Origin of the sequence: Polynucleobacter sp. UK-Gri1-W3 (assembly GCF_018881595.1) — a bacterium.
In the GTDB taxonomy this organism is placed as follows: Bacteria; Pseudomonadota; Gammaproteobacteria; order Burkholderiales; family Burkholderiaceae; genus Polynucleobacter.
Map to the genome: position 1 here is coordinate 141,877 of NZ_JACVQA010000008.1, position 22,204 is coordinate 164,080.

26 protein-coding genes, 1 tRNA gene and 1 pseudogene are annotated in these 22,204 nt (G+C 45.7%); 20 read left to right on the forward strand and 8 right to left on the reverse strand.

All coding sequences use genetic code 11. The annotated features are described in order from the left end of the window. The first annotated feature begins 1 nt into the window (after position 1). The 5 genes from acs to ICN36_RS08630 all read left to right on the forward strand — a co-directional run bounded on the left by acs (position 2) and on the right by ICN36_RS08630 (position 3,300). Positions 2–1,975: an acetate--CoA ligase gene (acs, locus tag ICN36_RS08610; protein WP_216227981.1), complete on the forward strand. Its 1,974-nt coding sequence runs from the start codon at positions 2–4 to the stop codon at positions 1,973–1,975. Positions 1,976–2,035: 60 nt separating this feature from the next. Next, a tRNA-Ser gene (locus ICN36_RS08615) sits at positions 2,036–2,126 on the forward strand. 104 nt (positions 2,127–2,230) lie between these two features. After that, the gene (locus ICN36_RS08620) at positions 2,231–2,536 is read left to right on the forward strand and encodes a YciI family protein (RefSeq protein WP_216227982.1); all 306 of its coding nucleotides are present in this window, start codon (positions 2,231–2,233) and stop codon (positions 2,534–2,536) included. A 60-nt stretch (positions 2,537–2,596) separates the two neighbouring features. Further along, on the forward strand, positions 2,597–2,953 hold the full coding sequence (locus ICN36_RS08625) for a DUF6516 family protein (protein ID WP_216227983.1): 357 nt from the start codon (positions 2,597–2,599) through the stop codon (positions 2,951–2,953). Continuing rightward, positions 2,950–3,300 carry a MarR family transcriptional regulator gene (locus tag ICN36_RS08630; RefSeq protein ID WP_216227984.1) on the forward strand — a complete coding sequence of 117 codons (351 nt, stop codon included), beginning with the start codon at positions 2,950–2,952 and terminating at the stop codon, positions 3,298–3,300. The genes ICN36_RS08625 and ICN36_RS08630 overlap by 4 nt, the downstream gene beginning before the upstream one ends. Before the next feature lies 1 nt (position 3,301). Here ICN36_RS08630 and ICN36_RS08635 read toward each other — a convergent pair whose 3' ends face one another. Then, a complete protein-coding gene (locus ICN36_RS08635) occupies positions 3,302–3,895 on the reverse strand; it encodes a DUF1080 domain-containing protein (RefSeq protein ID WP_216227985.1) in 594 nt (197 codons plus the stop codon). Between the two features lie 158 nt (positions 3,896–4,053). On the opposite strand from ICN36_RS08635, the gene ICN36_RS08640 reads away from it, so the two are divergent. From ICN36_RS08640 to ICN36_RS08680, 9 genes are all read left to right on the forward strand, one after another. Next, a complete protein-coding gene (locus tag ICN36_RS08640) occupies positions 4,054–4,278 on the forward strand; it encodes a hypothetical protein (protein WP_216227986.1) in 225 nt (74 codons plus the stop codon). A gap of 200 nt (positions 4,279–4,478) precedes the next feature. Further along, positions 4,479–6,281, forward strand: coding sequence for an NAD(P)H-dependent oxidoreductase subunit E (locus ICN36_RS08645; protein WP_216227987.1), 1,803 nt, complete (start codon positions 4,479–4,481; stop codon positions 6,279–6,281). Between the two features lie 27 nt (positions 6,282–6,308). After that, the gene (gene fdhF / locus ICN36_RS08650; RefSeq protein ID WP_216227988.1) at positions 6,309–9,203 is read left to right on the forward strand and encodes a formate dehydrogenase subunit alpha; all 2,895 of its coding nucleotides are present in this window, start codon (positions 6,309–6,311) and stop codon (positions 9,201–9,203) included. 105 nt (positions 9,204–9,308) lie between these two features. Then, complete coding sequence (locus ICN36_RS08655; RefSeq protein ID WP_072583581.1) at positions 9,309–9,551, forward strand: PbsX family transcriptional regulator; 243 nt, start codon at positions 9,309–9,311, stop codon at positions 9,549–9,551. Further along, positions 9,551–9,892 (forward strand): endoribonuclease MazF, encoded by a 342-nt coding sequence (mazF, locus tag ICN36_RS08660; RefSeq protein WP_072583582.1) that lies wholly within the window; start codon positions 9,551–9,553, stop codon positions 9,890–9,892. Before ICN36_RS08655 ends, mazF begins: the two co-directional genes overlap by 1 nt. A gap of 14 nt (positions 9,893–9,906) precedes the next feature. Continuing rightward, on the forward strand, positions 9,907–10,122 hold the full coding sequence (locus ICN36_RS08665) for a hypothetical protein (RefSeq protein ID WP_158009052.1): 216 nt from the start codon (positions 9,907–9,909) through the stop codon (positions 10,120–10,122). A gap of 41 nt (positions 10,123–10,163) precedes the next feature. Further along, positions 10,164–11,822, forward strand: coding sequence for an L-aspartate oxidase (nadB, locus tag ICN36_RS08670; RefSeq protein WP_216227989.1), 1,659 nt, complete (start codon positions 10,164–10,166; stop codon positions 11,820–11,822). 67 nt (positions 11,823–11,889) lie between these two features. Further along, on the forward strand, positions 11,890–12,180 hold the full coding sequence (locus tag ICN36_RS08675; protein WP_216227990.1) for a hypothetical protein: 291 nt from the start codon (positions 11,890–11,892) through the stop codon (positions 12,178–12,180). 59 nt (positions 12,181–12,239) lie between these two features. After that, entirely contained in the window at positions 12,240–13,268 is a 1,029-nt protein-coding gene (locus ICN36_RS08680; RefSeq protein ID WP_216227991.1) for a TAXI family TRAP transporter solute-binding subunit, read from the forward strand. A gap of 34 nt (positions 13,269–13,302) precedes the next feature. Here the strand turns inward: ICN36_RS08680 and ICN36_RS08685 are convergent, their stop codons facing one another. Next, on the reverse strand, positions 13,303–13,497 hold the full coding sequence (locus tag ICN36_RS08685) for a DNA-binding protein (protein WP_216227992.1): 195 nt from the start codon (positions 13,495–13,497) through the stop codon (positions 13,303–13,305). A 171-nt stretch (positions 13,498–13,668) separates the two neighbouring features. On the opposite strand from ICN36_RS08685, the gene ICN36_RS08690 reads away from it, so the two are divergent. Then, positions 13,669–14,046, forward strand: a complete 378-nt coding sequence (locus ICN36_RS08690; RefSeq protein WP_072583586.1) for a type II toxin-antitoxin system RelE/ParE family toxin — start codon at positions 13,669–13,671, stop codon at positions 14,044–14,046. Then, a complete protein-coding gene (locus ICN36_RS08695) occupies positions 14,039–14,377 on the forward strand; it encodes a DNA-binding transcriptional regulator (RefSeq protein ID WP_076024163.1) in 339 nt (112 codons plus the stop codon). Before ICN36_RS08690 ends, ICN36_RS08695 begins: the two co-directional genes overlap by 8 nt. A gap of 8 nt (positions 14,378–14,385) precedes the next feature. On the opposite strand, the gene nadC is transcribed toward ICN36_RS08695, so the two are convergent. After that, positions 14,386–15,240 (reverse strand): carboxylating nicotinate-nucleotide diphosphorylase, encoded by an 855-nt coding sequence (gene nadC, locus ICN36_RS08700; protein WP_216227993.1) that lies wholly within the window; start codon positions 15,238–15,240, stop codon positions 14,386–14,388. Between the two features lie 43 nt (positions 15,241–15,283). Then, complete coding sequence (gene nadA, locus ICN36_RS08705; protein ID WP_216227994.1) at positions 15,284–16,411, reverse strand: quinolinate synthase NadA; 1,128 nt, start codon at positions 16,409–16,411, stop codon at positions 15,284–15,286. Between the two features lie 169 nt (positions 16,412–16,580). Here nadA and ICN36_RS08710 point away from each other — a divergent pair, with 169 nt between their 5' ends. The 4 genes and pseudogenes from ICN36_RS08710 to ICN36_RS08725 all read left to right on the forward strand — a co-directional run bounded on the left by ICN36_RS08710 (position 16,581) and on the right by ICN36_RS08725 (position 18,743). Next, positions 16,581–17,258: a POTRA domain-containing protein gene (locus tag ICN36_RS08710; protein ID WP_216227995.1), complete on the forward strand. Its 678-nt coding sequence runs from the start codon at positions 16,581–16,583 to the stop codon at positions 17,256–17,258. 15 nt (positions 17,259–17,273) lie between these two features. Continuing rightward, positions 17,274–17,678, forward strand: a pseudogene (locus tag ICN36_RS08715) (ShlB/FhaC/HecB family hemolysin secretion/activation protein); the annotation flags it as partial. Positions 17,679–17,740: 62 nt separating this feature from the next. Then, positions 17,741–18,172: a hypothetical protein gene (locus tag ICN36_RS08720; protein WP_216227996.1), complete on the forward strand. Its 432-nt coding sequence runs from the start codon at positions 17,741–17,743 to the stop codon at positions 18,170–18,172. 25 nt (positions 18,173–18,197) lie between these two features. After that, the gene (locus tag ICN36_RS08725) at positions 18,198–18,743 is read left to right on the forward strand and encodes a hypothetical protein (RefSeq protein WP_216227997.1); all 546 of its coding nucleotides are present in this window, start codon (positions 18,198–18,200) and stop codon (positions 18,741–18,743) included. Here ICN36_RS08725 and ICN36_RS12145 read toward each other — a convergent pair. From ICN36_RS12145 to pgi, 4 genes are all read right to left on the reverse strand, one after another. Continuing rightward, the gene (locus ICN36_RS12145) at positions 18,740–18,976 is read right to left on the reverse strand and encodes a CcdB family protein (RefSeq protein ID WP_216227998.1); all 237 of its coding nucleotides are present in this window, start codon (positions 18,974–18,976) and stop codon (positions 18,740–18,742) included. The two genes, ICN36_RS08725 and ICN36_RS12145, sit on opposite strands and share 4 nt — an antisense overlap. Positions 18,977–19,054: 78 nt before the next feature. Further along, positions 19,055–19,237 carry a type II toxin-antitoxin system CcdA family antitoxin gene (locus ICN36_RS12150; RefSeq protein WP_370623468.1) on the reverse strand — a complete coding sequence of 61 codons (183 nt, stop codon included), beginning with the start codon at positions 19,235–19,237 and terminating at the stop codon, positions 19,055–19,057. Between the two features lie 27 nt (positions 19,238–19,264). Beyond that, a complete protein-coding gene (locus ICN36_RS08740) occupies positions 19,265–20,650 on the reverse strand; it encodes a phosphomannomutase/phosphoglucomutase (protein WP_216228000.1) in 1,386 nt (461 codons plus the stop codon). Positions 20,651–20,703: 53 nt separating this feature from the next. Then, on the reverse strand, positions 20,704–22,194 hold the full coding sequence (gene pgi, locus ICN36_RS08745; RefSeq protein ID WP_216228001.1) for a glucose-6-phosphate isomerase: 1,491 nt from the start codon (positions 22,192–22,194) through the stop codon (positions 20,704–20,706). Between the last annotated feature and the right edge of the window lie 10 nt (positions 22,195–22,204).

The following is a 22,204-nucleotide window of genomic DNA, read 5'->3' on the forward strand; positions in this document are numbered from 1 at the left end:
CATGGAACCATTAAAGCAAGAAAACCGCGTTTTTAACCCACCTGCAGACTTTGTAAAGGGTGCGGCAATTCCAGGTATGGATGCCTATAACAAGCTTTGCGCTGAAGCGAATTCAGATTACGACGGTTTCTGGGGTCGCCTTGCTAAAGAGAACCTCTATTGGAAAAAGCCATTTACCAAGGTTTTGGATGAATCCAAAGCACCTTTCTATAAATGGTTTGAAGATGGCACAACCAATGCTTCATACAACTGTCTAGATCGTCAGGTTGAAGCTGGCTTGGGTGATAAGACTGCCATCATTTTTGAAGCGGATGACGGTACTGTTACTAAAGTCACTTACAAAGAAATGCTTGAGCGCGTTTGCAAAATGGCAAATGCACTGCGCAAGATGGGCGTTAAGTCTGGCGATAGCGTCATTATTTATATGGCAATGACGATTGAAGGCATTGTTGCTATGCAGGCATGTGCCCGTATCGGCGCAATTCACTCGGTAGTGTTCGGTGGATTTTCTGCTCAAGCTTTGCGTGATCGCATCATGGACGTCGGTGCAGTTGCAGTGATTACTGCTGATGGACAGTTCCGCGGCGGTAAAGCATTGCCACTAAAAGCAATTTGTGACGAAGCGCTCTCTACTGGTGAGTGTCCTAAGGTCAAGCATGTGATCGTAAGCAAGCGTACTGGCACTGATGTCACTATGCAGGCTGGTCGCGACGTTTGGATGCAAGAGATCGTTGCGAATGAGGCAACGACATGCGAGCCAGAGTGGGTTAGCGCTGAGCATCCATTATTTATTCTTTATACATCCGGTTCAACTGGAAAGCCAAAGGGCGTGCAGCACTCCACGGGTGGCTACCTCTTGTGGGCTATTCTGACAATGAAGTGGACCTTTGACATTAAGCCTAATGATGTGTTCTGGTGTACTGCTGACATTGGTTGGGTAACAGGCCACTCCTACATTACGTATGGCCCACTCGCAGTCGGCGCCACTGAGATCGTATTTGAAGGTGTGCCAACATATCCAAATGCTGGTCGTTTCTGGGATATGATCCAAAAACACAAAGCATCTATTTTCTACACCGCACCAACTGCAATTCGTTCATTGATCAAAGCATCCAGTAATGATGAGGCAGTGCATCCAAAGAGCTACGATTTATCATCACTGCGCCTATTAGGTTCTGTTGGTGAGCCAATTAATCCAGAGGCATGGATGTGGTACTACGAGCATGTTGGTAACTCCAACTGCCCAATTGCAGATACTTTCTGGCAAACCGAAACAGGTGGTCACATGATTTCACCATTGCCGGGTGCAACTCCAATGATTCCAGGTTCATGTACATTGCCATTGCCAGGTATTCAGGCGGCGATTGTGGATGAGGCTGGTGTAGACGTGCCAAACGGACAGGGCGGTATCTTGGTTGTGAAGCGCCCATGGCCTTCCATGATTCGCACGATTTGGAATGATGCAGATCGTTTCGTGAAATCGTATTTCCCAGAAGAATTGGGCGGTACCCTGTATCTGGCGGGCGACGGCGCAATTCGCAACAAAGAGACTGGCTACTTCACTATTACGGGCCGTATCGATGACGTCTTGAACGTTTCTGGTCACCGTATGGGCACAATGGAAATTGAATCTTGCTTAGTAGCCAACCCATTGGTTGCTGAGGCAGCGGTGGTTGGTCGTCCTGATGAGCTAACTGGCGAGGCTATTTGTGTGTTCGTGGTTCTCAAAGGTGGTCGCCCAACAGGCGAAGATGCCAAGAAGATTGCTACTGAGCTGCGTAACTGGGTAGGTAAGGAGATCGGCCCGATCGCTAAACCTAAGGATGTGCGTTTCGGCGATAACTTGCCAAAGACCCGTTCTGGCAAGATTATGCGTCGTCTCTTGCGCGTGATTGCTAAAGGTGAGGAAGTGACTCAAGACACCTCAACCCTGGAAAATCCACACATCTTGGAGCAGCTCAAAGAGTCTGTATAAGCAGTACCCATCAGCTTTTGGCAGAAACCCTTTCGGCAATCGTATAATTGACGGCTGTACGGAAGGGTGGATGAGCGGTTTAAGTCACACGCCTGGAAAGCGTGCGTAGGTTAATAGCCTACCGCGGGTTCGAATCCCGCCTCTTCCGCCAAGTAGCAGCAAAGCCACCTTCGGGTGGCTTTTTTTCTTTTCGACTTCCCGTAATATCTTGGTAGTTAAGAATCAATCGTAAAACCAATCAAAGATGGAGAAAAAATGATCTACGCAATTATGTTGATGGATAAGCCAGGTACAGCAGATTTACGGATTCAGATTCGCCCAGAGCACCGCGCTTATTTGGCCCAACTTTCGGATCGTATGGCCTTTGCAGGCCCTCTCACTTCAGAAGATGGCAAGACGACGCTTGGCAGTTTGATTGCAATTGATTTTCCTAGTAGGGCAGATGTGGATGCTTGGTTAAAGGATGAGCCGTACACCAAGGCTGGCGTTTATGAAATGCCGGTCATTCATGTTTTCAATAATATGTGGGAGCAAAAAGCAGGCTTTCCACCGGCAAAATAATGCCATTATTTAAGCAGGGCTGTTACTTTTGATATATCATCTCATGATATATCATGGGTGATGGGAAAACGTGGACTTGCTACCCTTTTGGATTTGCACCAACAGATCATTGATCAAGGTGATGGTTACTGGGTAAAGATAGAGGCCTGGGAAATTGAGATTAGTGTTGCAGTGCCTTATGGAATTCGCTATTCATTAACCTTGCATAACCCAAAAGGGGTAAGAATTTTAGGTTTCGACAATGCTCATTCAGTGAGGTCTAAATCGGGGCATTCAGCAAGAAAATTAGCTTACGATCATAAGCATCGTAACTCTAGGGATCCTGGTATCCGCTATGACTTTAAAGATGTGCATGGACTGTTAAGTGATTTTTTTATAGATGTTGATAAGGTCTTAAAACTGGATAAAGAGAAATGAAAGTTATCAAAATTGGGATTGCGTCACAAAAAGATATTCGAGCACGCGTACTCGCTATCGCTAAAGGCGAGTTAAAACCTAAAGCAGCCGATCCAAAGATATGGTTTACCTCGATGCGCTCCTTGGCACAAGTATTGAGCGATGAAAACAGAGCTCTTTTACATGTCATTAGAGCGTCCAAGCCTATATCGATTTCTGAGTTGGCAGAGCTTACCGGAAGAAAGCAAGGCAACTTATCTCGCACACTAAAAACAATGTCCCATTACGGCTTGGTTGAGATGTTAAAAGAGGCCAGGGCCCTCAGGCCGGTTGCATGCGGTGATCGCTACGAGATAAGTCTTCAATAAATTAAAGCGGCTTAATTTGTAGTTTTCTAAACTTAATCACGCCACCTGCCGATTGCAGGGCAATGGGGCCTTCTGTAAATTTACTATCTTGACCATTGGCTACGGTGACCATGTCATTCATCATGACTTTAAAATTAGGTCCGTTGGCAGTAATTTCCATGGTATTCCAGCGTCCGCCAGCTTTGGGCACCGGGTCAACTTTTGCCACTTCTACAATCGCCCCAGTTGCGTAAGCTTGCTCAGGACGAGTATCCCAAATATTGATTTCATAACAAGTGGATTGACTCACGTTGTTAGGGTCTTGGCAGCGGATGAAAATACCGCTATTCGTATTGGACTCAGCATAAAACTCTGCCTTTATTACAAAATTCTTGTAAGTCTTGGTGCTAACTAAAAAACCATTGGGCTTATTCCCCTCGACAATTCCATTGCCAATGACCCAGTTGGCACTTCCAATAATGTTCCATCCACTCAGGCTCACGCCATCAATGAGGTCGGTAAAGCCATCTGAATTTTGGGCATGTGCAACGCCCCCAATGGATAGGGTGGTAAGACCTAAAATTGCCGCACCTAGTTTTTTGAGGAATGCTTTCATGGGGTCTCCCGGGGTTCTATTTATTGTTGTCTATAAATTTCATTGTTACTGATATTGGCTCTTAAAGACAAGTCAGCTGGGTGATGTTAAGGCTTTAGGGGTGGGAAAAGAGGGTATGCCTCTCGATGTTCGGATCAGAATCAAGTAGACTTGAGGTCATGAATTCAACAAAAATGCGCCTTTTCCTTATTGCCACCGTGTTGGCTGTTCTAAGTCTTACGGGCTGTGGCTCTATTGAATCTGCCGCACAAGATGACTGCACGTCAATTGGCTGGCAAATTGGCAGTAAAGGCTACCAGGATTGCTATAAAGCTAGTCTTTATGAGCGCAAGCTAGATTACTCCCTTCCTCCTGGGGATCAGCCTTCTCCTTCACTTCTTTAACAGGGTAAACCCTTAGTTAAAGTCCTTGAGCGCCGTCAAGGACATGGGGTCCTAAATAACCCAAAATAAAGCGTTATTTTGAGTATTAGTGACAAGCTAAGTATTTGGCTTAGCTGGTTTTTAGTGCGCAAACCAGGATAGGGCTCTGCATTGGCGCTGAGCAAAAATAGCATTAAATAGATAATTAGAGACTACGAACTATGAATCATCCAAAGCCTTCTGGAGAAGTCAAAGCGGTTGCTGTTGCAACTGCAGATGATTTGAGGGAAACCATTCGCCGTAAAAGCAAGCTGAAGGGTCGTCAAGCAGATGATGCTTCTATTGCTGAAGTACGCAAACTCATTGGAGATGCTCCGCATCGTCGTGATTTATTGATTGAAAATTTACACAAGCTCAATGATGAATACCGTGCTTTGCATGATCGTCATTTAGTTGCTCTAGCAAAAGAAATGAATCTGCCAATGGCAGAGGTATACGAAGTTGCCACTTTCTATCATCACTTTGAAGTAGTGCGTGGTAATGATCCAGTAGCAGATATCCTGATTCGCGTATGCGATGGTATTGCTTGCGAATTAGCTGGCGCACAAAATCTTTTAGCTAAATTGCCAGAGATCTTAGGTAATCCAAACATCAAAGTAGCTGCGGCGCCTTGTGTTGGCCGTTGCGAACAGGCTCCTGTAGCCGTAGTTCATCAATACCCAGTTTTGTTTGCTACGGTAGACAAGGTATCCGCTGCTGTAAAAAATAACTTAACCACTCAGCCAATGGCCAAAGATGATGCTGTCTTTGATCCTGCTGCCTTAGCTGAGCAGGGCGTTTCACCGCAAGGTGAGATGCAAGCGGTTTCTCCAGATTACGTTGGATATGAGTCTTATCGTGCTCAAGGTGGTTACGCTTTAGCTAAAGAGATTTTCGAAGGCAAGAAAGATGCTGAGAGCATCATCAAGTCAATGGAAAGCTCGGGCTTGCGTGGCTTAGGTGGTGCAGGTTTCCCTGCAGGTCGTAAGTGGCGCATTGTGAAAGATCAAGTAGCGCCTAAATTGATGGCAGTGAACATCGACGAAGGTGAGCCAGGAACATTTAAAGACCGTACATACTTAGAGCGTGATCCACATCGTTTCTTAGAAGGCCTTCTTATTGCGGCAAGCGTGGTTGGTATCGATGCTTGCTATATTTATTTGCGTGATGAGTATCACGGCTGCCGTGAGTTGCTTGAAGCTGAATTAGCAAAACTCAAAGCTAATCCGCCTTTTGCATTGCCGAATATTGAACTACGTCGTGGTGCTGGTGCTTATATTTGCGGTGAAGAATCTGCCATGATTGAAAGTATCGAAGGTAAACGTGGTGAGCCGCGCATGCGTCCCCCATACATCGCCCAAGTTGGATTGTTTGGGCGCCCAACCTTAGAACACAACTTTGAGACGCTGTACTGGGTGCGCGATATTGTTCAGCGTGGACCTGAGTGGTTTAGCTCTTTTGGTCGTCACGATCGCAAAGGCTTACGAAGCTTTAGCGTTAGCGGGCGCGTGAATAAACCTGGTGTGAAGTTGGCTCCTGCCGGCATCACTATTCAAGAATTGATTGATGAGTATTGTGGTGGCATGCAAGATGGTCACAAATTCTATGGTTACTTACCTGGTGGCGCATCGGGCGGTATCTTGCCAGCAACCATGAATGACATTCCGCTCGACTTTGATACCTTACAGCCATATGGATGCTTTATTGGTTCGGCTGCTGTGATGGTGTTTAGTGACAAAGATAAAGCGCGCGATATGGCATTAAACGTGATGCATTTCTTTGAGCATGAGAGCTGTGGTCAATGCACCCCATGCCGCGTTGGAACTGGCAAGGCTGCTAAGTTGATGCAAGCCAAATCTTGGGATCAAGAAACTTTAGAAGACTTAGCCACTGTGATGGTTGATGCTTCTATTTGTGGTCTTGGCCAAGCCGCACCAAATCCTATTCGTTGTATTCATAAATATTTCCCTGAAGAAGTAGCTTAATAAAAATTAGGGAGTAACGAGACAAACATGAACGCACCCACAAATCCAAAAGAACTCGAATTACAAACCGTTGAGTTCAAGCTAGATGGCAAGACCATCGTTTCGTATGAAGGCGAAACGATTCTCAAGGCTGCCAAACGCCACGGTGTTGATATTCCGCATCTGTGTTTTAAAGAAGGCTATCGCCCAGACGGTAACTGCCGCGCTTGCGTGGTAGAAATTAATGGCGAGCGTACTTTGGCGCCGAGTTGCTGCCGAAGCGCAACGCCTGGTATGGAAGTAAAAGCCAATAGTGAGCGTGCTGTAAAGAGTCAAAAGTTAGTTCTCGAGATGTTGCTCTCTGATATGCCAGATGAAGGATTTAAGTGGGTTGGAGACAGCAAGGAAGAAGAGCAAAAAAATCAACATGGCGAACTCAGCACCTGGGCAGCACGCATGGATGTTACAGTTCGACCCGAGCTCAAAGCATTGCGACGCGAGAAGGTCAGTTGTGATATTTCACACCCAGCGATGGCTGTGAACTTGGATGCCTGCATTCAATGTAACCGTTGTGTACGCGCTTGCCGTGAAGAGCAAGTCAACGATGTAATCGGTTACGCGATGCGTGGCGGTCACAGCGAGATCGTATTTGATTTAAATGATCCAATGGGCGATAGCACTTGCGTTGCTTGTGGCGAGTGCGTTCAGGCTTGTCCAACCGGCGCTTTGATGCCTAAGGGTTTAATTGGTTCACAAACAGTCGATCGCAAGGTGGATTCTGTTTGCCCATTCTGTGGCGTTGGTTGCCAAATTACTTACAACGTCAAAGACGAAAAAATTGTGAGCGTTGAAGGTCGTGATGGCCCAGCCAATCACAACCGCCTCTGCGTTAAAGGCCGTTTTGGTATGGATTACATCCATAACCCACAACGCCTCACTAAGCCATTAATTCGTAGGGCAGGCGTTCCTAAGGATGAGTCCATCCTAGAAGGCAAGCAAGACTGGTCCGACATCTTCCGTGAGGCGACTTGGGAAGAGGCTTTGGAAGTTGCTGGCGGCGGCTTGAAGAAACTCAAAGATCAATACGGCAATAAGGTATTGGCAGGCTTTGGCTCTGCAAAAGGCAGCAATGAAGAAGCCTATTTATTCCAGAAGCTGGTTCGTACTGGCTTTGGCAGCAATAACGTAGACCATTGCACACGTCTTTGCCATGCTTCATCTGTAGCAGCGCTTCTTGAGGGTGTTGGTTCGGGTGCAGTAAGTAATCAGGTGAATGACGTTGAGCACTCAAGCATGATTTTCTTGATTGGATCCAATCCAACTGCCAATCATCCTGTTGCTGCCACCTGGTTCAAGAACGCCGCTAAACGTGGCGCCAAGATAGTCTTGTGTGACCCACGCGCGACAGAGATCAGCAAGCATGCATGGCGTACCATGCAGTTCAAACCAGATACTGATGTGGCCATGCTCAATGCCATGATCTACACGGTAATTGAAGAAGGCTTAGTTGATAAAGGCTTTATTCAGAATCGCTCGAATAACTTTGAAGCCTTAAAAGAAAATATCAAGGGCTATAGCCCTGAAGCAATGGCACCAATCTGCGGTATTCCTGCAGAAACCTTGCGTGAAGTAGCCAGAGAGTTTGCGACTACAAAGTCAGCAATGATCTTGTGGGGTATGGGCGTAAGCCAACACGTACACGGTACTGACAATGCACGCTGCTTAATCGCTTTAGTGAGTATCACCGGTCAAATTGGTAAACCAGGCTCTGGTTTGCATCCATTGCGTGGTCAGAACAACGTGCAAGGTGCTAGTGATGCTGGTTTGATTCCAATGATGTTCCCGAATTATCAGCGTGTTGACAATCCAGAAGCACATGCTTGGTTTGAAAAGTTCTGGGATACGCCATTAGATAAAAAGCCTGGCTATACCGTTGTAGAGATCATGCATAAGATCACTGCTCCCGATAGTGACCCAGATAAGATTCGCGGCATGTATGTTGAAGGCGAAAACCCCGCGATGAGCGATCCCGATTTAAATCACGCTCGTCATGCATTGGCTGCATTAGATCTTCTCGTAGTTCAAGATATCTTTATGACGGAGACTGCGCTCCTGGCTGACGTAGTGTTGCCAGCCAGTGCATGGCCTGAAAAGGCTGGTACTGCTAGCAATACTGACCGCATGGTTCAGATGGGCAAGAAAGCGATTAACCCTCCTGGTGATGCAAAGCCTGATTTGTGGATTATTCAAGAAATTGCCAAGCGTATGGGTCTGAATTGGAACTACCAAGGTCCTGATGCAGGTGTTGCTGAGGTATATGACGAAATGCGTCAAGCAATGCATGGCGCGATCAATGGCATTACATGGGAGCGCTTAGAAAAAGAATCTAGCGTTACCTATCCATGTTTATCTGCTGAAGATCCCGGTCGCCCAATTGTGTTTAATGACAAGTTTGATACCAAGGATGGCAGAGTGAAGTTAGTGCCAGCCGATATCATTCCAGCTAACGAGCGCCCAGACGCTGAATATCCATTTGTGTTGATCACTGGTCGTCAGTTAGAACATTGGCATACAGGCAGTATGACGCGTCGTGCCACTGTGCTGGATGCGATTGAGCCTATGGCTACCGTATCAATGAATGGTGAGGACATGACCCAGTTAGGCGTATCTGCTGGTGACGTCATTACAGTTCAGTCTCGTCGTGGTGAGGTTGGTATTCACGTCAGAAGAGATGATGGCACACCAAGAGGCGTGATCTTTATACCGTTTGCCTACTATGAGGCTGCGGCTAACTTGATTACCAACTCAGCGCTAGATCCATTTGGCAAGATTCCAGAGTTTAAGTATTGCGCTGTGAAGCTTGCTAAGGGTGGGGAAGTAGCCAAGATCATGGGCTATGGCACGAATGCCCCAGGTCGATCTAAGGTGATGTCTAACGTTTAACTTGAACAGCCCCCTAAAACCCCGTCCTTGTGGCGGGGTTTTTCTTTTTGACTTGCTTGAATTGGATGATGTAGATACAATGTAGACACATTTAGAGGGGCTCATATGCAAACAATTATTAAAAAGTGGGGTAACAGCCCAGCTTTGCGTTTAAATGCTGCGGTGATGAAGTCCGCCCAATTGAATATTGATCAACTTGTTTCTGTAAAAGTGCAAAAGGGTCGAATTGTGATTGAGCCAATGACTAAACAAGAGTATCCACTGGATGAGCTATTGTCAGGAATTACCGCTAAGAATTTGCATGGTGAGGCCGACTTTGGTGGGCCCGTTGGCAAAGAGCTTCTCTAATGGTTAGGGCTTATGTGCCAGAGGCTGGTGATGTAGTCTGGCTAGTGTTTGACCCTCAGGCGGGAAGAGAGCAGGCTGGTCGTCGACCTGCTGTTGTGTTGACCCCAGAGGGTTACAACAAAAAAACAAATTTATTGGTTTGCTGCCCATTAACAACCCAGATTAAAGGCTACCCCTTTGAGGTGTTGGTTGAGATCGATGGGGTGCAATCTGCTATCTTGTCTGACCAAGTGAAGTCTCTGGATTGGAAAATAAGAAAAGCAAAGTATAAAAATACAGTGAATCCAAGGACCCTCACTGAAGTAAGGGCTAAGGTGAAGTCTTTGCTCTCAATCGGTTAGGCAGCAAGTACCCAATGTTAGAGCGGAATTTATGTAGTTACGTGAAGACCATCACTGCTGAGAACGGTTATTCCAAGGAAGAGCAGGCTCAATTCTTAGCGCGATTGGAGCGTGCGTGCATAGATAATCCAGAGCTACCACCCACCTTTGTAGCTAACTGTCTTCTATCGCTTTCTGAGTCTAAGTTTGACGAATTGCTTCCTTTTGCGTCGTGTGACAAAGGAATTTAACGGCAACCCTTATTTCTAATGCCAGTTAGAATGGATCCTCTATGGCCAGTTCCAAACCCTCCCAAAACACCACTGCAATCGCCGATCTTCCTGTCCTTATCATTGGGGCTGGATTGGCTGGATTGACTGTTGCCCTTCATATGGCTGAGTCTCAGCCCGTGATTTTGATGGCTAAGCGTGGTTTAGGAGAGGCCGCTACAGCTTGGGCACAAGGCGGCATTGTTGGGGTTGTGGATAAAGAGCATGACAGTATTGACTCCCACGTTGCCGACACCTTAGATGCTGGTGCAGGACTTGTGGTGGAATCTACTGCACGTTATATCGCGGAAGAAAGTGCTGATGCGATTCGTTGGCTAGTAGAACAGGGCGTTCCCTTTACAGCTGATGAGACTGGCCCCATGGGTTTGCATTTAACCCGTGAAGGCGGACATAGTCATCGTCGTATTGCTCATGCTGCCGATGCTACTGGTAAAGCGATTCATGAGGTCTTACTAGATAAAGCTAAAGCCCATAAAAATATTCAGATCCTAGAGCATTGGATTGCGCTCGATCTCATTACCAATCGTCAGTTGGATGCTAAAACTCAGCGTACTAAGCCTAATCGTTGCTACGGTGTGTATGCACTCGATATTAAGAATAATAAGGTGGAGACAATTGAAGCTAAGTCAGTTGTTTTGGCTACCGGTGGCGTTGGTAAGGTTTACCGCTACACCAGCAATCCCGACACTGCTACAGGTGATGGCATTGCCATGGCTTGGCGAGCAGGCTGCCGTGTAGGTAATATGGAATTTATACAATTTCATCCGACTTGTTTGTATCACCCTAGCGATCGTACATTCCTGATTACTGAAGCGATGCGCGGTGAGGGTGGCTTACTCAAGCTGCCTAATGGCAGCCGCTTTATGCCAGAGCATGATGACCGTAATGAATTAGCTCCACGTGACATTGTTGCTAGAGCTATCGACTTTGAAATGAAGAAGCACGGCTTGGACTATGTCCATCTAGATGCTACACATTTAGGCGAAGCATTTATTAAAGAACATTTCCCGATGATCTATGCGCGTTGCATGAGTCTCGGTTTAGATGTCACCAAGGAGCCTATTCCGGTGGTGCCTGCTGCGCATTACACCTGTGGTGGAGTAGTCACAGACCTCAAAGGACGCACAGACTTACCAGGACTTTATGCAGTTGGCGAAGCAACCTATACTGGCCTACACGGCGCCAATCGTTTGGCCAGTAACTCATTGTTGGAGTGCGTAGTTATTGGTAAGGCAGCAGCAGAAGACATATCCAATCTCAAGACACCAGCAATGCCTGCTCTTCCTTTATGGGATGAGAGCCAGGTTGAAGATGCCGATGAACAAGTCGTTATTGCCCATAACTGGGATGAGCTACGCTCCCTGATGTGGAATTATGTTGGCATTGTGAGAACCAATCGTCGTCTTGAACGGGCCCTACATCGCATTAAGCTGTTGCGCTACGAGGTGCAAGAGTATTACGCCAACTTCAAAGTAACGCGCGATTTAATTGAGCTCAGAAACCTCTTAGAGTGCGCAGAGCTCATTGTGCGTTCAGCCTTGATGCGAAGAGAAAGCCGTGGCCTTCATTACAGCCGCGACTACCCAGGCACCTGGGCTGTGTCATACCCAACCATTCTTACCCCTCAAGCAGAGGGTGCTGAGAGCGATTCAGCCACTTAAAAGCGCATTCCAAGCCCTTAAATCAGGGTTTTTGGTGATAAGCTAGCCCAATATCACGAGGAATGACATGGCCAGTTTTAAAGAAGAAGTCAGCGAACATATCTCTGCTGTTTACCAACCGGCAGCAGATGAAATCAAGAATTGGTTTAGTGCCTTAAGAGAAGTCTGGCCACTTGTTTTCTTATTAATTCTTTCCTTATCTATCCTGGTTTGGTACGCAAAGCCTGCGCCACCGAACAAAGTATTAATGGCAACCGGTACAGGTGGCTCCTACAAAGTCTTGGGTGAAAAATATAAGACCTATTTTGAGAAAAAGGGAATTAAGCTCGAACTGGTGGAGACCCATGGTTCAAATTAAATCTACAGCATTTAATTGATCGCAAGGATCCAATCCAGGCGGCCCTTGTTCAGGGTGGAATGATTGCAGTAGACAATCTGTCTGGTGTGGAATCCCTCGGCAGTGTTGACTATGAGCCAGTTTGGATGTTTTACCGTAAGAGTGCTTTTAATGAAAGTATTCATATATCTGATAGAGATATAGCTAAGCTCAAAATCAATATTGGCCCAGTAGGGAGTGGAACGCGTACACAGGCACTTAGTATATTTAAACTCAATGGCTTGAATGGCGACGCCCCTAATTTACTTGGTCTTGGGAATGCTGAGGGTGTTAGTGCTTTGGAGCGGGGTGAAATTGATGCCGTGATTTTGGTAGATGGTTTTGATTCGCCAAATGTACAAAGACTCATTAGAAATCCAGAAATTAAACTGACTTCATTCACGCGTGCAGATGCTTATACCCGTTTATTGCCATATTTTGAAGAAGTGACGGTGCCAATGGGCGGCTTTGATCTCGGGAAAAACATTCCGGATCATCCTATTCAATTGATCTCAACCACGACCAATCTCTTAATTGATAACCGCCTCCATCCAGCGATCCAAGTTTTGTTTCTAGAGGCCGCCCGAGAGATTAGCGGTAATAAATCTTATTTTGCTAAAGCTGGAGAATTTCCGGTGTATATGAACACTGAGGCCCCATTGAGCGAAGAGGCAAAATTTTTCTATGAAAAAGGCACTCCAACCTTAATGAAGTATTTGCCATTTTGGCTTGCTGAATTCTTGGAGCGCATGTTCTTCCTGTTGCTTCCCTTTGCTGCGTTTGCTTATCCCGTTATTAAATCAATTCCAACATATAGAACCAACCTGGCTAAGAAGCAAATTAACTCCATTTATAAAGAGTTGGATAAATTTGAGCAGAACACAATTCAAACCTTTGACCCTAATCGTCGCAGTGAATATATTGAGGTACTCAATGAGATGGAGCGCAGAATACTTAGATCAAAAGCAGCAAAGCTAACCACTGCTGAATGCTATAGCCTGCGAAGCAATATTGAATTTATTCGTAATGCCCTGGAGAAGCAGATCATTTACAAGGGTAGGGAAGGGTAATTTAGTGCGCTTGCTCGTAAGCGTAGTTAATGTATTAAATCCCAGGACGCCCTGGCTCATTGGGTTCCAGGGTTGCGTCTTGGGCTCTAGCTATATCGTCCAATGCTCTTGCTATAAATTCAACATCTCCATTTGATTCCTCAATGCATGCTTGAAGATAGAGGGCCATCTCCTGGGGTGTGCGCAAATGTTCTGCCACATCATAGGGGCTTGTAGTTTTGTTTTTCATCTTCCCTCTTGCGTTGTAGATACCAGGCTTCTCACATGACGCGCATAACTTGTGTGATTTAACTTTATAGATTTGCACGGAATTCTTCTATAAAAGCCGGCTACTTGCAACCCTAATTCATTGTCGGATACAATGTTATAGCACTGAGTGCTATACATTAAAATATCGACTATGAAAATAGTCTTAAAAACAAAAACATTCGATCGTTGGGCAAGAAAAATTATTGGAGCTATAGAACTTTGTAATGCTGCTAGAGAGATTGAGCGAGGAGTTTATGAGGCCGACTTAGGTGGTGGGGTATGTAAAAAGAGAATCCCACTTCCAGGTCAGGGCAAAAGTGGGGGCATTCGCACTATTGTTGCCAAGAAAAATAAGGAAGCAATTATTTTTATCGTTGGCAGGGAAAAGAGTTATCCCGGCTCTGACTTTAGCAATGTGGAGCAAGAGGCGGCAACGATTATTGCTAAGTCATTCGAAAAGGCAGATAGAAATAGATTGCGGGTACTAGTTAGGGCTGGGATATTGAAGGAGCTAAATTGCAATGAGTAAAAAATTAAAATCTGAAGATAGAAGGGTGCTTGACGAGTTATTGGAAATGGCGCAGGCATTGGAGGAGCACGGTCTTTTAACTAAGCATGATTATGCAAAAATGAAGACCCTTTGCTTAGAAAAGCCACCCTTATTTACGCCTAAAAAAGTGACGGATATACGCATTCATCAAGCAAGAATGAGTCAATCCATTTTTGCCTCACTACTAAATGTAAGCGTCTCTACAGTTCAAAAATGGGAGTCGACAGGTTCTGGAAAACACCCTAGTGGTGCCGCTGCCAAGCTACTTCAGCTAATTGAAACTAAGGGTATTCAAGTGCTATTGGTATAGCCAAATTGCTACAAAATGCGCATTGAGAAATCAACCGCATGTACATCCTTGGTGAGTTTTCCAAGAGAGATGCGGTCAACACCAGTGCTTGCAATGGCGCGCATTTGGTCTAGGTTGATACCACCAGAGGCTTCCAGTAAAGCACGCCCAGCAGTAATGGCAACAGCTTGCTTCATTTGATCGGTATTGAAGTTATCGATCAAGATGCTTTTAGCGCCAGCAGCTAAAGCCTCTTCAAGTTCAGCAAAGTTTTCTACTTCAATCTGAATATCCACGCCTGCATTAAGAGCTTGCGCATTTTTAAGTGCGGCAGTCACGCTACCGGCAGCAGCAATATGATTCTCTTTAATTAAGATGCCATGCCACAGTGCTAATCGTTGATTCTTGCCGCCGCCAACAAGTACTGCGTATTTCTGAGCCTGGCGCAATCCTGGAACAGTCTTGCGGGTATCTAGTACAGCGCAGCCTTTAGGGTTAGGGCTGGCCCCTGCAATGGCATCAACGTGCTGACGTGTAATGCTGGCTGTCCAAGAAAGTGTTTGTAAGAAATTAATGCAGGTGCGCTCAGCAGAGAGTAGAGCCTGCGAGTCAGCTTCGATATCACAAACCTTGGTATCGGGCTTCATCATGTTGCCCTCTAGGTAATGCCAAATAATTTTTGCATTGGGATCGAGCTTCTTGAGTGTTCCCTCAAACCAATCCACTCCACAAAGAACGGCTTCTTGGCGAACAATCAGTTGCGCCTTTACTGGCTTGCTGGGAACGAGTTTAGCCGTCCAATCACCGGTACCGATATCCTCCATTAAGGCATCTGCAATATTGCGTTGGCGAGCTTGCTCTAAGGTTTCGTTGTAATCGAACATGACAAACAATATCTATCTAAAAGAAAAAGTAAAAAAACTTAAATTAAGCTGCACCAATATTCTTTACAAAGCCATGCTGTGCTTTAGCTAAAAGGTCGGGATGATTCTTGGTGAAATCGAGCATGCGCTCAATACAACCTAAAGCCTCAATACGAATGGGCTCTTCGATGAGAATTTCGCCAGAAGTATTTTCTAGGCAATCTAAAATTCCTTGTAAGCCATTCATGGCCATCCAAGGGCAGTGTGCACAACTTTTACAGGTTGCGCTGTTGCCAGCAGTTGGTGCCTCAATCAATTTCTTATTCGGCGCCAATTGGCGCATGCGATGCAAGATGCCGTTATCGGTTGCCACAATATATTCAGTAGCGCTACCTTCGACAACTGCTTTAATCATGGCAGAGGTAGAGCCCACAACGTCTGCAAGGTCAACAACAGCCTGCGGAGATTCAGGGTGCACCAAAATCATGGCGTTAGGATGTGCTGCTTTGAGCATCCCCAATTCAACTGCCTTAAATTCATCATGAACAATGCAAGCACCGTTCCACAACAACATATCAGCGCCAGTTTGTTCTTGAATGTAGCGACCTAAATGACGATCAGGTGCCCACAAGATTTTTTTACCCTCAACCTTAAGTTGATGAACGATGGCTAATGCACAAGAGCTAGTCACCATCCAATCGGCTTGCGCTTTTACTGCTGCACTGGTGTTTGCATAAACAACGACGACGCGATCAGGGTACGCAGCTCTAAAAGTAGCAAAGTCAGCAGCGTCGCAACCCAAGTCTAGAGAGCATGTTGCATCCAAGTCAGGCATGAACACGCGTTTTTCTGGGCTGAGAATCTTGGCAGATTCACCCATGAAACGTACGCCGGCAACAATCAGATTCTTTGCAGAGTGGTTCTTACCAAAACGCGCCATCTCTAAAGAGTCGGCGACAAACCCACCGGTTTCCAAGGCTAAGTCTTGTATATCGCCATCTACGTAGTAGTGAGCAACCAGTGCTGCATCCTTTTCTATCAGAAGCTGTTTGATGCGTGCAATCACGGCTGCTTTTTCAGAACCATGAAGTTGGGGAGGGGTCTTGGCCCAAGCCTGGGCTGTACAGGTGACGCCAGCAGAGTCTTGCTGGGGGTAATCGAAGGAAATAGGGGAACTAGCAGTTGAATTCATACGAAATCTTAATCGACAGACCATTATTTTGTCTGAAATCAGTCAATTTAGGCCAAAGGCGCTTGTTATCCCTTAAGTTAATGGGAGTTCACCTTATTCAAAGTAAAATTTATACATTATTTATGAAGACCTTAGCTTAATTTACGCCTCCTATACATAGTCTCCCTACATGTCCTTTACTTCTCTTTGCCAATCCAAAAAAACGCGTATTGCCTTGGCAGTGATTAGCCTTACAGTATCCGCACAAGTTTTTGCTCAGGTAGATGCGGGTGCATTGCAGCAGAACTTAGAGAAGCAGCTACCTTTGCCATCACCGTTAGCGCTTCCAGAGCCTAGTTCAAGAGATGGCGCTCGTCCCGGTGAAGCGCGTAAAGATGAGTTGACGTTCCAGGTGAAGCAATTTGTTTTAGAGGGTATTAGTATTATTCCTGAAGCTAGCATTCAAGAGGTATTGAAGTCTTGGGTAGGTCGTGCCGTTAATTTTGATGATTTGCAAAAAGCTTGTGACGCTGTTGTCGAATTCTATCGTAAGAGTGGCTATACAGTGCAGGCAATATTGCCACCACAAAAAATCGCTAACGGTGTTGTGAAAATCTTAGTAACAGAAGCGAAGTTGAGTAGTGTCATTGTTGATACTCCAAATGGACCCACACGTTTTAGTAAAGAAACGGCTGCTGAATACATTACTTATGCAAACCCGGTAGGTCAGCCGCTCAATACGCAAGCTATCGAACGTGCTTTGATTATTCTTAATGAGACCCCGGGCGTTATGGTCTCCAGCCAGTTAGAGCCAGGTGAGAAAGATGGCGAGACGGCATTACGATTACAACTCACAGAGCCGCAGTAGTACCAAGGTAGGGTAGAGGCGAATAACTACGGCAGTAGAACTACTGTAGCCAATCAGGGAGTTATTGCTTTAAGTGGAATCAATCCATTGGGTATTGGCGATCAAATATCGGTGAATGGTATTTATTCAGAAGGCTCGCAATATGTACAAGCTGCCTACTCTTTACCTGCTTCTAAAGATGGATTGCGCTTAGGAGTCGCTGGAACCTTTCTGAACTATAAGAACGTTAGCAATTACGCCAATACTGCTAATGCTGGATACGGTGATGCCTGGACTACCGGTGTAAGTGCCGCATACCCACTGGTTAGAAGTCAGGGTACTAACGTAAACGTGACTGCCAACTACGATATCAAAGAGTACACCAATAAAAATAGCCAGACCTTAACGACTATTAGTGCCTACAACATCAGATTCCGTTAATTACCTTTAGAGGTGCTATTGGTTCAATCGTTCCGCTTGGCGGCTTGGTCGTGGTTACTGAAATGCATCTAGATCCGGATCCAGCTAAACCAGGTGCACTTGCAGGTGATATCACTATTGGCGCTGGTATATCAACAATTGGCCCGCAGACTTATTCAGGTAATGGCATTATTTTTGATCCTGCACCGGGTGCAGGCCCAATCTATTTGACAACTAAAGATGGCGCAATCCTGCTCTATGGACCTAGCGGATTGCGCGATGATTTAGCCGCTTACCTCAGGCTGGGTAATGGTGGTTTAGCACCTGCGGTAACGCAAAATACTATTCCGCGCATTGCCCCACGTATTTTGAGTGGTTATTTACCTCCATTAGATCCCGATAATGAGTTATTCAGCTCGAATCGCTATGGCGAGGGATCCAAAGTCTCTGTTGGGGAGCCAAGCACTATTGTTCCTTGTGAAGCTGAGCTTACTGAGGAGTGTGTAAAGGGTTGAGATTAATTTCAGCTACTATTTAGTCATGACGATTAAACAATTTAATGCCACCTATTTAGCGAACGATGATCGCTTGCTCTTTCGCTTTAATACCAGTGAAGACACTGAGTTTCGCTTCTGGTTTACTCGTCGCGTTACTTTATTTATTCTCGCTGCAACTTCCCATCTATTGGTTAAGAATCTGGAGCAATCCCATACCCCGGAAGCGGCAAAAGCCATTGCCCAATTTGGTGAAGAAGCTGTAAAAAAGGAGAGAGAACAGCGAGAGGCGGTAAAGCCCAAGACTTATCAGCCTGCAAGCGCCTATCCTTTAGGCGCAGATCCTGTTCTCGTCATGGACGTCAAATGCGCTTTTGAGAAGCAAGATGCTGAAGACATGTTGTCATTAGACTTGGTGCTTCCTGGTGGAGCCAACATCAACCTCAAGATGGCTGGACCTACCTTACAAGCAATGTGTTTATTGCTCAATCAATTGCGTGAACACGCTTCTTGGGGTGAGGTACCCCAAGTTCAAGATGTTGTTCTTGGAGCAGGGGAGGTTGATGCGCCTGACAAGCCGCTATTTCACTAGAACCCGTGGAATAACCTGTCAATAGCGGCTATAACAATCTGTTGTTGATCTCTTAAATTCCCAATTTCTTTTTTAAGGTGTTTTGAAGGTATTGCTGCCATTCTGGGTGTATCAAGAACAAATTCTTTGCCCTTTATCGCTAGCCTTGGCATCAAATCCTGCGAAGCGCTTAAGTTTTGATATCGCTCACTGTTCCGAAGCGGAATGACGATACGGATATTTAACCCGCTCAAGATCTGTTAGTACACCAAGAATGTAAGGGGTTGTTTTAGTGTAATCATCGCTATTTTGATAAATGCTAAGTCTTAACTTTAAAAAGTTCTCCACTTATCAAGTGGAAGCCCTTCTTCATCAGTGATTTGATTGTATTCACTGATAAATTTTGCATTCTCCAATTTCCAGAGCCGCTCTTTTTCTTTTATGTTGCTGCGTAAAGTGTCATGATTGAACATGGCACTATTATGGGGTAATTTATACGCAGTCAATATGTGCATAAATTATGTGGATATTGCAATTAGAGGCTAAAACGGCAGCTTTGCGCCCGGCTTGGCTGCTAACAATACCGCCTTAAACTCTGCCTGAATTCTGGCAATTGCTTCTTCACTATCAGCCTCAAAGCGCATCACCACTACTGGTGTTGTATTTGAAGGTCTAGCCAGACCAAAGCCATCGGCATATTCCACGCGCACACCATCAATCGTGTTGATTGATTCAGAAGTGGGGAACTTGGCATTCGCTTTAATGGTTTCCAGCAGGGCGAATGGTTCTCCCTCAGCACAAGCCAATTGCAATTCAGGCGTGCAAATAGCATTTGGCAAGTCATTAAGCGTTTGATTTGGATCTTTCTCTTTGGAGAGGATCTCTAATAAACGTGCGCCGGTATACAAGCCATCATCAAAACCAAACCAACGGTCTTTAAAGAATATATGGCCAGACATTTCGCCGGCTAATGGTGCACCAGTCTCTTTGAGCTTAGCTTTCACTAAAGAGTGGCCTGTTTTCCACATCAAAGGCTCGCCACCATGTTTTTTCACATAAGTAGCTAGGTTGCGTGTGCATTTAACGTCATAAATAATCTGACCGCCAGGATTGCGTGAGAGTACATCCTTTGCAAACAGCATCATTTGACGGTCTGGGAAAATAACCTGTCCATCTTTCGTCACTACGCCCAAACGATCGGCATCGCCATCAAAAGCAAGGCCCAATTCATTATCGGTAGTTTGTAAGTTCTTAATAAGATCTTGCAAGTTCTCAATATGCGCTGGATCTGGATGGTGATTCGGAAAATGACCATCAACTTCGCAAAAGAGTTCTTGCACTTCGCAACCTAAAGCTCTAAATAGTTTGCCAGCAAATGCACCACCAACACCATTACCGCAATCCACGACAATCTTCATAGGACGAGCCAACTTCACGTCGCTCACAATGCGCTCTAAGTACATTGGGAAGATATCAAAGGTAGATCTAGTTCCTTGGCCCGTAGCAAACTGCTTTGCCTCAATACGTTTACGTAATGCCTGGATTTGATCGCCATAAATCGCTGCTCCACCCAGAACCATCTTAAAGCCGTTGTAGTTGGGTGGATTATGGCTGCCAGTAATCATGATGCCGGATTTCGGTTTCCTGCCATTAAGTATCTGGTTGGCGCCAAAGTACACCATTGGTGTCGCAACCATTCCCAGATCAATCACATTGATACCAGTAGAAAGTAAGCCTTCGGTCAAAGCCTCAATTAGGCTTGGGCCTGATAAACGACCATCGCGTCCGATTACGATTTCGGTTTCGCCAAGTTCGCGCATCTCCGTACCAAATGCTTGACCAATCAGCTTGGCAATTGATGGATCTACAGTCTCATCAATAATGCCGCGAATGTCATAAGCTTTGAAAATGGATGGAGAGAGTTGCATGAGTGTTCTTTCGATGTCTAGACTGAAGCTAGATCTATATAGCTATTAATAAACTATTGATTAAATAAATTAATACGAGCAGCCGTTACAGCATCAATACCGGCATCAGCTTGTACCGTGCCACCATTCTTTAATGCGGCCTCAATTGGCTTAGCCAGCACTTTGCCAAGCTCTACGCCTGGTTGGTCAAAGCTATTGATATTCCATAGGGCACCTAATGCAGCCGTACGATTCTCATAAAGCGCCAAGAGTGCGCCTAAGTAAAAGGCATTGAGCTTGGGCAGAATGAGTAGGTTGCTAGGGCGTTTACCAGGGTAAGTATTGTTCGGGTTATCAGTCTTCTTGCCATTAGCAAGTGCTTGGGCTTGCGCCAGGCAGTTCGACAATAGAATGCGGTGATGCGCTTTTGCCTCAGGCAGCTTGCTCATGGGTTCGCGTACCGCAATGAAATCAATGGGAATGACTTCGGTGCCTTGATGTAATAACTGAAAGTAAGAATGCTGTGCATTGCTTCCTGAGCTACCAAATACAACTGGGCAAGAAAACTTCACCGGCTTACCATCACGATCAACGCTCTTGCCATTACTTTCCATATCTAGCTGTTGCAACCACTTCGGAAACCAATCCAAAGCATCTGCATACGGAATAACAGCATACGATTTAATGTTGTGCTTTTCTTGCTGATAGAGCAGGCTGAGCGCCATGATCACTGGCAGATTTTCTTCGAGAGGCGCAGACGTAAAGTGCTGATCCATTGCCTGGGCACCAGCTAGGAACTGCTTAAAGTTATCAAAGCCATACTGCAGGGCAATTGGTAAACCTACGGCAGACCATACGGAGTAACGGCCGCCGACCCAGTCCCAAAACGGATAGATGTGGTCTTGATTGATACCAAATTCTTCAGCTGCAGGAATATTGGCTGTAACAGCAAAGAGAGATTTGCTCACTTGGCTGTCGGTAAGACCATTATTTTTAAGCCACTTCACCACAGCTTCCGCATTCATGGTGGTTTCCAGTGTTGTAAAGGACTTGGAAACAATGATTACCTTGGTGCTATGGGGTAAAGCGCGTTGCAATATGCGATTGAGTTCGGCGGTATCGATATTGGCCAAGAAATGCATGCGCATCCCGCGGCTTTCAATATCCGGAACATGGGCTAAAGCTTCAATGGCTAAACGGGGACCAAAGTCAGACCCACCAATACCAATGTGAATCACATCAGTAACGCCAACCCATTTATTGCAGAGCGCCTCAATGCGATGCCACACTTGAGCAACCTCGGGCATGACATCTTTACCGTTGATTAAAACTGGAGTTTTGTCCAGGTTGCGTAGAGCAGAGTGAAGGGCGGGGCGATTCTCAGAGTTATTGACTGGCTTACCGGCAAATAGGTCGGCAATAAACTGCTCTAAATGAGCATCTTTAGCCTGTTTAAAGAGAGATTTCCAGCTGGCAGCATCAATGCCTTGATACGCGCTATCTAAAACGATATCTTGGGCGCTGAATAGGGTTTTCAGGTTATCTGCAGCTGGTTTTGAAGACATCTAAAGATTT